A 13,453-nucleotide genomic window follows, 5' to 3' on the forward strand; every position below is an offset into this window, starting at 1 on the left:
TTCGATGCAAATACCACATGGAATAATTGAATCACTTTTGAATGCAAAAAAAGTAGTTGTTTTCACCGGTGCGGGAATATCTGCTGAAAGCGGTATTAAAACATTTCGGGACCCTGATGGATTATGGGCAAAATTCAATCCTTCCGAGCTTGCAAGCGTTGATGGTTTTATGTCCAATCCTAATCTTGTTTGGGATTGGTATCAGCACCGCAGAGATATAATTTTTAGCTGCGAACCTAATCCGGGACATTATGCAATAGCTGAGATGCAAAAATTGTTCCCAAAATTTTCACTTGTTACACAGAATGTTGACCGCTTGCATCAAAGAGCAGGAGCTAAGGATGTAATCGAATTACACGGAAATATCCTCGAAAATTATTGTCTTAGTTGTAAAACCCCGTATGATGAATCAGTAACAGCAGAAGATACAGAAGCTCCCAAATGCAAATCCTGTGGTGGCTTAGTTCGTCCTGCAGTTGTTTGGTTTGGTGAAACTCTGCCTTATGATGCGCTCATGAGAGCAGAAGAAGTCTCTCGAAAAGCTGATGTTTTTTTCACAGCCGGTACTTCCGGCGAAGTATATCCTGCTGCAAATCTACCTATTATTGCAAGCCAGTCTGGAAGCGTAGTTGTTGAGATCAATCCAAATGAAACTGCTATATCTCGCTTTGCAAACTATTGCCTGAGATACCCGTCAGGCGAAGCATTTCCAAAAATTTTAGAAGAATTTAATAAACAAAGAGGAATTCATTGATATACGGTATAGGTACTGATATTGTCGAAACATCAAGAATACAAACTGCAATCGAAAAATATGGCAAAAGATTTTTAGACCGCCTTTATACAGAACTCGAGCAGCAGTATTGCGATTCATTCAATGAAACAAAATATGTTCATTACGCAGCTAGATTTGCAGCCAAAGAATCTTTCAGCAAAGCCATTGGTACAGGACTTACACAAGGCTTTAAATTCAAGGAAATCAGTATCAGAAATGAAAGAAATGGCAAGCCTGTTATAGTCCTTGATGGTGATTTGTTAGAAAAATACGGGCATCTAAAATCACACGTATCACTTTCGCATACTGACAATAATTCACTTGCCTACATCATTCTAGAAGAAACAGAATAATGATTCGTCCTGCAAAATATGAAGATTTACCGGCTATAAACGAAATCTATAATCAGGCTGTTGACTCCCGCAGTGCAACAGCCGATTTAGACTACATCTCATTCGATGAACGTGACAAATGGTTCTCAGAGCATAATTCCGACAAGTATCCGGTATTTGTTTATGAAGTTTCAGGCAATGTGGTAGGTTGGCTATCAATCAGCCCGTATAGAAAAGGTAGAAGGGCACTCGATGAAGCAGCTGAAGTAAGTTATTATATTCATAATAATTTTCAAAAACTGGGAATTGGAAGTAAACTTCTTGAATATTGCATAGAAAACATCTCGAGCTACGGCATCAAACATATAATCTGTATATTACTTGATATAAATACAGGTAGCATCAAATTGCTCGAAAAATATGGATTTGAACAATGGGCATATCTGCCTGATATTGTAAATCTTGACGGCAATATTTGCAGTCATCTGTTTTATGGATTAACAACAGATATTGCTAATCATAAACTTTGATTACAGATTTAATACCCTTTATGCCCATTAAACGGGTTATAATTGCGTTAAGCTCAGACTTATCCTTTACTTTGACTGCAACTATACCTTCGAAAAAACTTTCGCTTGTATCAAGGCTAATGCGTTTAATTATAGATTTACCTATTGCCTCGGTTATTTCAAAAAGCATTCTCTCTCTGTCCTCTCCACGTATGCGAATTTTCGCATCAAAATCTATCACTTCTACAGCTACTTCATTTACTTTAGAGGCAACATGATTCTTAAAATAATCATGAAGCATTGAAACAGCCTTATGTGAAACAACAGACTCCTGCCATTCTGGTCTTGGCTGAAACTTGTTTGAATATATAATCTCTACTTGATCACCGGTCTTCAGCTTGTGATTCAGATCAGTTATTACGCCATTTACTTTCCCTGAAATGCAGTGATAACCTGAGTCGTCTGATACTGAAAAAGCAAAATCAATTAAATTTGCTCCCTCGGGAAGTGTTATCGCTTTTCCATCTTTTGTATAAACCGTAAGCTCACTGTCGAAGAGGTTTACTTTAATCGCATCCCATATTATTTGAGTGGCTCTCTCCCCTTTTTCCTCAATAATACCCTGCATCCAATCTCCCCAATCATCAATTTCTTTATCGGTAAAATTGAGAGCCCTTATTCTTCCGCTTCTCAGTGAAAACTTTGAGGCAAAACCTTCTTCTGCAATTTTTTCCATTTCTTCAGTTCTGATGATAATTTCTATTCTCTTGCCGTCAGGACCAAAAAGCTCAGTTACAAGCGATTTGAACCAGTCCATTTTTGGCTTGGCTATATAATCTATGAAACTTATTGTATTGAATGCAGTGGCAAGTACACCGTGAGCCCTGTAACATTCATGAATATCATTAGTATCAAGTATCAGAACCATAGAATAAAAATTATCAATATCACTGATAGACTTGCCATCATTTATCATTTTAAAAATTTCATATTCATGCTTGTGCACAATTGACAAAGTATGAGTAAGATTATGCTGATTCAAGCTATTCTGAATAGTATCAGAAAATACTTTAATGTAATCAATAAAATCGCGTCTTTTCTCGTTGAGTGCAAGCCTGATTGCCTCATAAGCAGACTTATCGGAGTAATAAAACGAGCGGTTTTCGAGCTCCATTTTAATTTTCATAAGTCCAAGACGATGAGTTATTGGAATATAAAAATTCAGCGTTTCTAGCGATATTTCTTTTTGTTTCTTAGGACTTAAGTAGTGCAGAGTTCTGAGATTATGCAGTCTGTCAGCAAGTTTGATCAGGATTACTCTGATATCTCTGACAAGTGCAAGGAAAAGCTTGCGATGAGTTCCTGCTTTCAGCTTATGCTTTAGCTCGGCTTTCTGTTTTCCATCAAGCTCGTCCCAATTTATACTGCTGTTTTCAAGGGATATAACGTCATTTGAAATTTTAGTAACTGCTTGAACAATCTCGGCTACGTCAGTACCAAACTCAAGAGCAATTTGACTTTCGCCAACATCAGCAACATCTTCAATTGTATCATGAAGAAGCGAAGCTACGATTGAGGCAGTATCATGAATAGAAAACTCTTTCAGCAATATAAGTGCTACATTTAGTGGATGAGTATAATATGGGTAGCCGGATTTTCTTGCTGTATCGCTGTGTTTTTCAACACAAAATGCAAATGCACGAGCAACAAGTTCTTTATCAATGGAATTATCAATTCTATCAATTTCAGATAATAAATATTCTAAATCCTTTTGAGGATCCAGACCAAAACTACTGTCTTCATCATATTCTAAATCAAATTCAAATAGCAATTCCATATAAAATTCTCATTTTCGATTTTTTTTCAAAATTTAATATAACAAAATTTATTCATATATTAATCAAAGTATAAGATAAATTCAGAATTTATCATTTATTTTTGCCAAATATTTTTTTTATTTTTAATTTATTTGTAAAATTTTAAACAATTTATAAAACGATATTCAAAAAATTGAATTGTAAATATAATGTTCAGAAGTCAATAAAAATAATATTTCAATTAAGTAAGTAAATATACGTCTTATTATTTTTAGACAATATTTTATCTAATCAATATTATAACATGCAAGATACAGAGAAAATCCAATTATTAGCAAACTCGATAAAAAAAGTTAAATCCGAAATCGGCAAAGTGATTATCGGACAGAATGACATCATAGACCAGCTCCTTACAGCACTTTTTGCTAAAGGACACGTTCTTCTCATTGGTGTGCCCGGATTGGCAAAAACTCTTTTAATCCGCACTCTCTCCAAAGCCTTAGACCTGAAATTTTCAAGGATACAGTTTACACCGGATCTTATGCCGGGTGACATCAGCGGTACTGAAATCATCGAGGATAATCTTTCCAGCGGGCAGAAAACTTTCAGGTTTGTTAAAGGACCAATTTTTGCAAATATTGTTCTTGCAGATGAAATCAATCGTACTCCCCCAAAAACACAAGCAGCACTTCTTGAAGCAATGGAGGAGCACGCTGTAACAGCTGCCGGAATAACATATACTTTAGATGAACCATTCTTTGTGCTTGCAACACAAAACCCTATCGAACAGGAAGGCACATATCCTCTTCCGGAAGCCCAGCTTGACAGGTTTATGTATAATATTTGGCTCGATTACCCGAGTTTGGAAGAAGAAATCAATATAGTGAAATCTACTACTTCAATTAATAAACCAAAAGTTGAACAAGTTCTGACTGCTACTGAGATTATGGATTTCCAGGAATTAGTGAGAAAAGTACCGGTAAGCGATAACGTAATTGACTTTGCAGTTAAATTAGTCCGTAATTCTCGTCCTGAAACAACAGACCAAAAGTTTGTGAAAGATTTTCTTAGTTATGGAGCAGGTCCTCGTGCTTCGCAGTATATTATTCTTGGTGCCAAATCAAACGCTGCTCTGCATGGAAAATTCACACCCGATATTGATGATGTAAAAGCATCTGCTTTGCCTGTATTAAGACACAGAATAGTTCCAAATTTCAATGCTGAAGCAGATAATGTTACAGCAAATGAAATTATTCGCAGATTAGTCGAATCAGTAAAATAATATCTTTATAGATTTCTATAATGCTAAAAATGGATACATCAGCATAAATCTTGTTCCCCGCTCACTGATTTCAATTGCAGGTGCGGGGAATTTAATATAATTCAGTGACTGGCGAATCCAGTTCCAAAGAGGTATTCCATCAGGAAGCAACTTTACCAAATCATAATCCAAACCAATTATAAATCTTGGGCTTCCTGCAACAAGATCACTGTATCTTGTTGAATAACTATAGTCGCAGTTTGAGTTGGGGTCAGTAGGATTGCATAAATTTCTAGCTGCATAACCAACAGTAATCTGAAGCCAAGGCAGCCAGTATTGCTGAAGATTTTCTGGCAACATATTATATACATTGAATGAGAAGTACAGACTTTGACTGCTGTAATCATCAATAAAAAATTCACTGGGACTTCGCCTTTTATCACCATGCCATTCAGAAGGTATATATTGAAACTTCGGTGTTATATTTTGAAACCAAGGTACATAATTTTGAAGCAACAAAAAGCCAAAACCGGCTGCATCACTATAAAAGTCAGAAGGACTAAATCCCCATTGCTCAGCAAAGCCATCCATCACTTCTACATAGGTTGAGTACGCAAGCCCCATCAATGCACCGGTTAATGTTGCAGTTTCTTTACTAAATCCAGACCACATCAATAATTCAGAATATGTGTATCCTGAGAAGTATGCACCGTAGAAATGTCCAATTTTATCAGAATACAAGGCATAATCACCATCTTCCATAATTCTGAAAGTTCCTCTTTCCGACCAAATGGTGTTTACCTGATAGATATGTTGATATACCATAAATCCTGTAAATGCACCTGCAAAAATTCCGAACCTGAGGTAATCAATATCAGTTTCCAGTAGCGGCATATTGCCATCAATTGTATATCTTTGATTATCGGCATACATAAAATCAATTGGATCAACACGAAGTGGTTTTTTATAAAGTACAGAATCATTTTGTTCTGTATTACTAATTTCCTGATTATCTATATTAAGCTCCTGAGTGAATTCAGAACTCGAATTTTGCAAGCTGTAAACTATCTCTGAGATTTCAGATGAATTGATTTCATCTATTATAGAATAAGTATTATAATTGATTATAATAATCAATATTAATAACATTAACTGAATTTTCATTTTTTGGTACAATAATTGATAATTTAATTTAGCTTTAAATTTGTTTACAAATATAATAAAAATTTATGGTGTATAATTATTAAAAGAGTTAATAATTCAAATATTTTTATTAATTTGGTAAACTTGCTTGATGCAAAACAAAAAAAATAATTTTCAAATTGCTGAAAAATGAATGATATAGGCGAAAAAATCAAGAGTGCACGCATTAATGCTAAGTTGTCGGTTAAAGAATTAAGCGACAAAACGAAAGTGCGTCAATATGTAATTGAATCCATCGAAAGTGGTGACCATTCCGTTATGCCTGATGTTTATATCAAATCATTTATAAAAACGCTTTGTAATTATTTAAAAGTTGAATATGATAATGTCATGGTTACACCCAAATCAAGCAAACCAAAAAAGAAAAAATTTGACGATGAAAAAATTGAATCTGAAATTCCAAAACCGAAGGCAGTTATTCCTATAGTTGATGATAAGCTGAATTTGAAAACAAATATTACGCAGACTTTTTCAACCAACTTCAATGATTTATTCAAAAAGAAAAACCTGAATAAAGAGCGAAGATACATGATCTTAAACAGCATGATTTATGTTGTACTTTTCTTAGCAATTGTAACAGCAATTTATTTCGGTTTCAGTTCAATCAATAAATCATCTTCAAGAATTGAGAACTCTGATGTTCTGGGTGGAACAGACACTGTATCAATAGAAAGTGAATCTAACAGTCTGTTTTCATTTTTCGAAAAACCTGATTCATTGAAATTAACCGCCAAAGCTCACGATACAATCTGGATAAGAGTTCTTTCAGATGGCAAATCAATCAATGAATCACTGCTTAAACCGGGTATGGAAGAATCATGGTCAGCCCTTGAATTTTTCATAGTTGATTTAGGAAATGTAGGCGGTGCTACAATATTTAGAAATGATGAAAAGCTGCCACTTTTTGGAAGGTCAGGAACAGTAGTGAAAAATATAAAAATCACAGCAACTGAGGTCTTGAATATTTATGCACCAAAAAATGATAGTGCCAGAGCAGCAAGAAGGAAAATCGAAAATGACCAAAAATCTGAACCCAGGATGATTGAGCAATCTACCATTCAAACAACACCACAATTTCCGCTCCCCAAAAGAGATACCTTGAAATTTTAAGAACCTGACTGCACAATATCGTGTAATCGAATTACACCAATCAAAATATTATCTTCATTTACCACAGGCAAAACACTTATTTCACTTTCGCGATTCTCCATAATTGCAAGCGCCTCATGTAGATATGCATCCGAATTAATAGTAACAGGAGATTTTGTCATAACATCATTTACCATAATGCCTCTCATATCTTCCGAATTTTGTAAAATACGCCTGACATCTCCATCAGTAATAATTCCGAGCAATAACAAATTATCGTTTGTTACACAAACGCAACCTAAATCTTTTCTTGAAATTTCAATAACAGCATCTCTGAAAGATGCTCCCTGAGAACATACAGGTAATGCTTTATCTATGTGCATTATATCGCATACTTTAACGCTAACATTTCTGCCTATTTGTCCCAAAGGATGCAATCTTGAAAAGTCGTTAAGACTAACTCCATTAATTTTCATTACAGCAACAGCTAAGGCATCACCAATAGCTAAAGCAAGAGTCGTACTAGCAGTAGGTGCAAGATTAAAAGGGCATGCCTCCTTTTCCACCGAACCGTCAAGAGCAATATCAGAATACCTTGCCAATGCTGAATTTAAGTTTCCGGTTATAGAAATAATACGAGAATTTCTCATTTTCAAATATGGCAACAATTTAACGAGCTCATCGGTTGTTCCGCTTTTGGAAATGAGAATAGAAACATCTCTATCCTGAACGACTCCAATATCACCGTGAAGAGCTTCTACCGGGTGCAAAAATATAGCAGAAATACCAATACTTGAAAAAGTAGCTGCAATCTTTCGTGCAATCAAACCGGATTTTCCAACGCCACTTATTACAATTTTATTTGCATTTGCAAGCATTACTGCAGCATTAGCAAAACCGTCATCAAGTCTGTTTGAAGCATTTTGAATTGCTACAATCTCATCTTGAAGGGCATTTCTTCCGTAATCTATAATTTCAGAAATATTCATTTTTATTAAAATTCATTATTTCAATTAATCAGGAGACCAACCAAGTTGTTTGCCGCCAATCAAATGAAAGTGTATATGATAAACTGACTGTCCGCCTTCCTGATTGCAGTTCACAACAATTCTGTAGCCACGGTCGGCAATACCTTTTTCTTTAGCAATTTTTGAAGCTGTAAGAATAACTTTACCAAGCAATGCAGCATCGGTTTCATCAGCATCATTTAAAGTTATGATATGCTTTTTTGGTACTACAAGCACATGAACAGGTGCTTTAGGGGATATGTCATTGAAGGCGATAACATCATCATCTTCATAAACTATTTCAGCCGGAATTTCACGATTTATTATTTTTGTAAATATTGAATCAGCCATTTAATTATCCAATCATTTTGTATAAAAACAAACAAGCCCTCTTCTTAGACGGAAAAGGGCTTGTTTTATGTTTTGATAATTTAGAATTATCTTACGATAGACATCTTGCCGGAAAGAATTTCTTTTTCTGCAGAAAGTCTGTAAATGTAAGTTCCTGTAGGAAGCTGATTACCCATAGCATCCTGACCATCGAATGAATATGAATAATTCTTAGCACCCAAGAAACCATTTTCGAGTATTCTTACAACGTTACCGAACATATCAATCACTTCTAATTTTACATTCTGACCTTCCGGTAAGTTGAAATTAATCATTGTAAGATTAGTAAACGGATTAGGTGAATTAGGCTCTAAAGTCATTTCACCAATTCTGTCGAAAGTTAAAGTAACTATGTTAGATGTGAAACACTCCTGACTGCCATCTCTGTCCATTTGACGGAGGCGGTATTCATAAGTTGTTTTCGGGGTAACATCTTTATCGAGGAAGTTATAACGGCTAATAGTTGTAGCATTGCCAACACCTGAAACAAATCCAATTTGCTTGAATTCTTCATTTTTGCCTGCAATCCTTCTTTCAACAAAGAAGCCGTAGTTATTAATCTCAGATGCGGTTTCCCAGTATAAATCAATACCGGATGTGCGAACACCACCAGTAAAGACATATAATTCAACAGGTATTATATCTGAAGGGTCACACCACTGGAATTCGTCAGCACTTTCGCCGAATGACTTATAGCCAAAAATCGGTCTTACGTGAGGAATCCAGGTACCACGTGTCAAAGTAAATGTAGTATTGTCAAATCCACGGAAACCATGATGAGTCATGTGCGCAAATGCAGGATTACCCATCGCAGGAGTGAATGGAATCCAGTTGCCGATATTAATTACATTTTGGAATGCAAACACATTATCATTAACTAAATTGCCATCAACCATAGTTCTGAAGTTTTTATCAAGATTAAGAGCAATACCTTGTTCACCCCACCAGTTAGGAGCTACAGGATCTTGGTAAACATTCGTAGTACGCATAGCTGATCTTGCTTTTGACACGCCAACTTCATATCCTGATTCACCATCCTGAGCTACTGATATCCAGTAAACGCCTCTTGCAAGTATTAATGGTTCATTGAAAGGATAATCTACATATTGGTCGTAAATATTTGCAAAGTTTGGACCACCACGACGTGTTGTAAGTGATTCAATTATGCGGTTTTGACTTGGTAATAATTCATTTCCTTCGTGAACTTTGATAGTAACCTGATTAGCTGCTTTGTTCAAACCAGCCCAGTAAATTCTGAAACCTTTCAAAGTATCTGAATTAAGGAGCTTAAATCTAACAGCAATAGAACCTGAACCCGAACCACCAACCGCACCAACTGCATCACTTATAAAGTCAAAATTAGAAATGGTTGTAGAATTTAAATTGCCACTACCTGCTCTCGGTGAGTCTCTCGGAATTGGAGGTAAACCGGGGATTGGATTAGGTACAGTAATGACCGGAACAAGGAAATTAAGACCTTTACCGGCGGGCGTGATAAAATCATCAACATCATTAGTTACTTTTTCTACCGGTGGGTCATAAGCAAACTGATCACTAAATCTTAAAGTGAAATCAGACCATGTAGTGTCATTCTTAGGAATCAAATCAGGCTCTGAACCAATAAGGTTTGCTACAAGTCTGTAATGAGCGATTGTATCTGTCTGGCTCTTACGAGCATTCCAAGCAGGCATAGTAAGATCTAAAGTTCCGCTTGGAGTAAGATTTGATACAGTCTGAGTACGACAATATATAGGAGCATCATCAAGGAAGTTACCATTTTCATCAACTCTGAATATCTTCAGTTTAACTGCAAAATTGGCTGCATTAAGATCTGTATTGTTAGAAATTGTAACTGTAAGCGGCATAAATGTTGTCTGTGAAGCCGGAGCTAAAGTATAGGGCCAGTTCACTTTAACTGATGTAATTTCGAGGTCAGTAATTTCAGAACGGTAAAGAAGTCTTACATTATCAACAAAGAAATCATCGGCATCATCTCTGATACAAGTAGCGCATTTTCTACTGTCAATTGCATAAACTTTTACTCTGAATCTAAAATGTTTAGCACCATTATTTCTCCAGACAATGAAAGTATCAGGAATAGGAATAGCAAATTTCTTGTATTCAACATCAATACCATCATCATACAAATTAGCTCTTAAAGAGTTAATCTGACCGCTAGAAACCGTACCCGGAAGTGCTAAAGCAGAGTCTTTATCATTTTTTTCGAGGAATCCAATTAAATAACCGCCTGCACCATAAAGCGTCAAAGCAGCCATATTTGTAATAGCACCTGCTGTAACTCCACGCCTTTGTGGATGATGTCTCCAGTTTGCAAGAGGAATATTAGTAATTCCATTGATTTCATCATCAGAAGGACGTGCAAACTCGACGACTAATTCGTCTGGAGTTTGGCTCACACTATTACCAAAGATATAAGGATTAAGAACATTGCCTTGCTGAACAACTCTTGGTTCGGGTCCAACGAGCAATCTGTCATTGTAACCTCTTACCCAATTATCTCTGTGAGCTGTTCTCTGAATAGATAATGTAAGTACAGCACCCTGTTTGCCGCGAAGGTCAATAGGGAATGAACGAATTTCATCTCCACCTCTTCTTGGCGATCTGTTATCCTGATATCTCAGAAGTGGTTCAGTACCATCAAGTTGAAGACGATTCATTCTAATTGTTGGTGATTCCAAAGCTACTGGATTCTGAATAACACCTAAATCATAATTCTTAGCTACAGCAGGTCCTCTTGGAGGAGTAGGATATTTAGAAACCTGATCTCCGGCAACTACTTCAGCGTTGATATTCACCCATTTCCAAACTGAAGGCATATATTTGCCAGTTTCCATATCAATGAACCATTCCGACGCATCATCATCAAATACTCTGAAACGAGCATCAGGATTTTGGTCATAAAATCTTCTCATAACGAACATAGTTGTTTTGACAGTATCATCAAATGGCCAGTGGTCTTCATAAGAAGCATTGTTTGCAGGATAAACAGGCTCAGCAATTGCCATAGCTCTCATCTTGCCAATATGTTCATCAACAAACTGGTTTGGTTCGAATGGTGGGAATTGCACTTGTGCTCCATAATAAGCAGGAACACCTTGGAAACCTAAGTTGCGGAAATCATTATCAGTAAGAATCTGTGTACCTCTTACAAGTCTTACTCTAATAGTCTGGTCACCATTACAATCAGCTGACTGAGCTTCAGGCAGACTTAAGCAATTAGCATTCACAGGAACAACACGATTATAAATCGCTCTGTTTGTTACTGTGTTTCTCACTAAAAATCTTACTCTGAATGAATGATCCTGAGGCATAAAATTAACACCATCAGGTCCTTGAATTTCATTTGATAAATTTTGAACAATAGCAAATGGTTGAATTTGACCAAGTCTGTCATGGCCAGCGAGAAGCTCATAGTCATCCATTTCAGCCACAGGTACATCTAACACGTAAGCAGATGGCTGCGGATAACTTGGAACTCTGCTTCTTACACGGTAATTCAAAGATTGTACACGAAGAGTATTCTTCCATTGTTTGAATTTAACGGCTGACATAGTAGTAGGATACATAACTTCAGGATTCAAAGTATCCGAGCGGTATCTGTCCCAGTAAGTAGTAGCCTGAATATATTCACCAGCCCATGGGTCATTATTTGTAATTCCACCTTTGCCAAAATTCACGTGACGAGCAAAACCTCTCACACCGGCAGTAGTGTTATAACGGAATAATTCACGAGCTGCACCTTTAACATAAATAGCAGTTGATGGATCAAGATATTCAACGCTGTCAGTTATCCTAGTATAATGAATTGTTATACTTGAGTCAACAGCAGAAAGAACAACGTGAGCATCCGCAGTTGCATAAGTTGGGTCACCCGGTCTTGCATCAGCAGGAACAGTCGCCATAATAGGTGCACCTGCATTTAAAGCTGCTACAAGATTACCTTTTGGTTGAATATTATATATAGCAACTATTAATGAGTCGCGTGATGCAGTTCTCTTATACCATACTTTACCGTGTTCCTGACGATTTTTAGTAGTAGGGTTATATTGGGAAAGCATCATATCGCCCCAAAATGGAGCAATCATTGCTGTTTTGCTATTTTGGTCAATACCTGTTATCATATCACCACCACGAGCACGTATACCATTAGTAGGGACTGTACGGTCAAAACCTATTGAAACAGGACTTGCACCTAAAACTGAAAACTGATATCCAAAATTATCAGGAATTGGGTCAGTCAAACCATTTTTGAAAAGCACGTTACCATTTTCATCGCGAACAACAATTCTTTGTTGAGTATTTGGATTAATTGAGTCTTGAGTATTAAGCCAGTTACGTAACCATAGAGTATCTCTTCCACGGAAACCACCTGCAAACCAATCCATTGACATTGGATCATAAGCACTTTCAGCACCGGTTGGAATTACTCTTTGTCCATTAGCATCATAAAAATATCTTCTGTTAGTCAATGCTATAAGACCGTTGGTTGAAACATAGAACGAGTCATACCTGATACCATTGAAATAAAATCCTCCCTGAATACCCAGGGGAATAGGACCGGCAATAGCCTCGTCAGTTGAGTCAATAGGATTGTCCCAAAATGAACCTTCTGAATCGCCATCAGCGGGCTGACGGAAGAACGCCCATCCTTCCTGACGGTTATTTTCCCAATAAGTTTTAGTTAAAACTCTAGGTCCTGCAACGATTTTTCTCCACAATTCAGGTTGATATCCGGTATCAATCTTTGATGGAGAAGGTCTCATATCAGGAAAAAGAATTGGGTCTAACGTTTCCCTGTCATCAATCCAATAATAGCCTGTTGATACTGCCGCATTTTGCGGAGAAGCCCAAGCTGAAGTTGGAGTGAAGTTTCTCGGGAAGCTTGTAGAACCGGAATTGAATATTGCCGGCTCTGACAACTGACTTTTTCTTAATAGCTCGTCCTCGGTTGGTTCTTTGTCTTTACCAAATGAGGTGCTGACAACCAAGCCGAAACTCAAAGCTATAAGCAGTAAGAGATTCTTCATTTAAAAAACCCCAATAAATTTG

At 36.7% G+C, this 13,453-nt stretch carries 10 protein-coding genes; 5 read left to right on the top strand and 5 right to left on the bottom strand.

Going from position 1 to position 13,453, the window contains the following annotated elements; genetic code table 11:
* Window positions 1-4 precede the first annotated feature (4 nt).
* The 3 genes from KF896_06900 to KF896_06910 are packed head-to-tail and all read left to right on the top strand — an operon-like array spanning window position 5 to window position 1,637.
* Entirely contained in the window at window positions 5-754 is a 750-nt protein-coding gene (locus KF896_06900; protein ID MBX3043427.1) for an NAD-dependent deacylase, read from the top strand.
* Window positions 751-1,128: a holo-ACP synthase gene (acpS, locus tag KF896_06905; GenBank protein ID MBX3043428.1), complete on the top strand. Its 378-nt coding sequence runs from the start codon at window positions 751-753 to the stop codon at window positions 1,126-1,128. The genes KF896_06900 and acpS overlap by 4 nt, the downstream gene beginning before the upstream one ends.
* Entirely contained in the window at window positions 1,128-1,637 is a 510-nt protein-coding gene (locus tag KF896_06910; GenBank protein MBX3043429.1) for an N-acetyltransferase, read from the top strand. The genes acpS and KF896_06910 overlap by 1 nt, the downstream gene beginning before the upstream one ends.
* Here KF896_06910 and KF896_06915 read toward each other — a convergent pair.
* Window positions 1,621-3,453 (bottom strand): HD domain-containing protein, encoded by a 1,833-nt coding sequence (locus tag KF896_06915; GenBank protein MBX3043430.1) that lies wholly within the window; start codon window positions 3,451-3,453, stop codon window positions 1,621-1,623. The genes KF896_06910 and KF896_06915 overlap by 17 nt on opposite strands.
* A 284-nt stretch (window positions 3,454-3,737) precedes the next feature.
* On the opposite strand from KF896_06915, the gene KF896_06920 reads away from it, so the two are divergent.
* Window positions 3,738-4,715, top strand: a complete 978-nt coding sequence (locus tag KF896_06920; GenBank protein ID MBX3043431.1) for a MoxR family ATPase — start codon at window positions 3,738-3,740, stop codon at window positions 4,713-4,715.
* A 15-nt stretch (window positions 4,716-4,730) separates the two neighbouring features.
* On the opposite strand, the gene KF896_06925 is transcribed toward KF896_06920, so the two are convergent.
* Window positions 4,731-5,858: a DUF2279 domain-containing protein gene (locus KF896_06925; protein ID MBX3043432.1), complete on the bottom strand. Its 1,128-nt coding sequence runs from the start codon at window positions 5,856-5,858 to the stop codon at window positions 4,731-4,733.
* A 168-nt stretch (window positions 5,859-6,026) separates the two neighbouring features.
* Between KF896_06925 and KF896_06930 the strand changes: the two genes are divergently transcribed.
* Entirely contained in the window at window positions 6,027-7,007 is a 981-nt protein-coding gene (locus KF896_06930; protein ID MBX3043433.1) for a DUF4115 domain-containing protein, read from the top strand.
* Here the strand turns inward: KF896_06930 and KF896_06935 are convergent.
* From KF896_06935 to KF896_06945, 3 genes are all read right to left on the bottom strand, one after another.
* The gene (locus KF896_06935) at window positions 7,004-7,975 is read right to left on the bottom strand and encodes a KpsF/GutQ family sugar-phosphate isomerase (GenBank protein MBX3043434.1); all 972 of its coding nucleotides are present in this window, start codon (window positions 7,973-7,975) and stop codon (window positions 7,004-7,006) included. The genes KF896_06930 and KF896_06935 overlap by 4 nt on opposite strands.
* Window positions 7,976-7,999: 24 nt before the next feature.
* Window positions 8,000-8,344: a histidine triad nucleotide-binding protein gene (locus KF896_06940; GenBank protein MBX3043435.1), complete on the bottom strand. Its 345-nt coding sequence runs from the start codon at window positions 8,342-8,344 to the stop codon at window positions 8,000-8,002.
* Between the two features lie 86 nt (window positions 8,345-8,430).
* Window positions 8,431-13,431: a T9SS type A sorting domain-containing protein gene (locus tag KF896_06945; protein ID MBX3043436.1), complete on the bottom strand. Its 5,001-nt coding sequence runs from the start codon at window positions 13,429-13,431 to the stop codon at window positions 8,431-8,433.
* Window positions 13,432-13,453: the final 22 nt, after the last annotated feature.

The sequence above is a fragment of the Ignavibacteriota bacterium genome, assembly GCA_019637995.1.
Classification (GTDB): Bacteria; Bacteroidota; Ignavibacteria; order Kapaibacteriales; family UBA2268; genus JANJTB01.

Coding starts and splice junctions, on each gene's coding strand:
- KF896_06940 (MBX3043435.1), bottom strand. CDS start 8,344: ATGGCTGATTCAATATTTACAAAAATAATAAATCGTGAAATTCCGGCT.
- KF896_06945 (MBX3043436.1), bottom strand. CDS start 13,431: ATGAAGAATCTCTTACTGCTTATAGCTTTGAGTTTCGGCTTGGTTGTC.
- KF896_06910 (MBX3043429.1), top strand. CDS start 1,128: ATGATTCGTCCTGCAAAATATGAAGATTTACCGGCTATAAACGAAATC.
- KF896_06935 (MBX3043434.1), bottom strand. CDS start 7,975: ATGAATATTTCTGAAATTATAGATTACGGAAGAAATGCCCTTCAAGAT.
- KF896_06900 (MBX3043427.1), top strand. CDS start 5: ATGCAAATACCACATGGAATAATTGAATCACTTTTGAATGCAAAAAAA.
- KF896_06915 (MBX3043430.1), bottom strand. CDS start 3,453: ATGGAATTGCTATTTGAATTTGATTTAGAATATGATGAAGACAGTAGT.
- KF896_06930 (MBX3043433.1), top strand. CDS start 6,027: ATGAATGATATAGGCGAAAAAATCAAGAGTGCACGCATTAATGCTAAG.
- KF896_06920 (MBX3043431.1), top strand. CDS start 3,738: ATGCAAGATACAGAGAAAATCCAATTATTAGCAAACTCGATAAAAAAA.
- KF896_06925 (MBX3043432.1), bottom strand. CDS start 5,858: ATGAAAATTCAGTTAATGTTATTAATATTGATTATTATAATCAATTAT.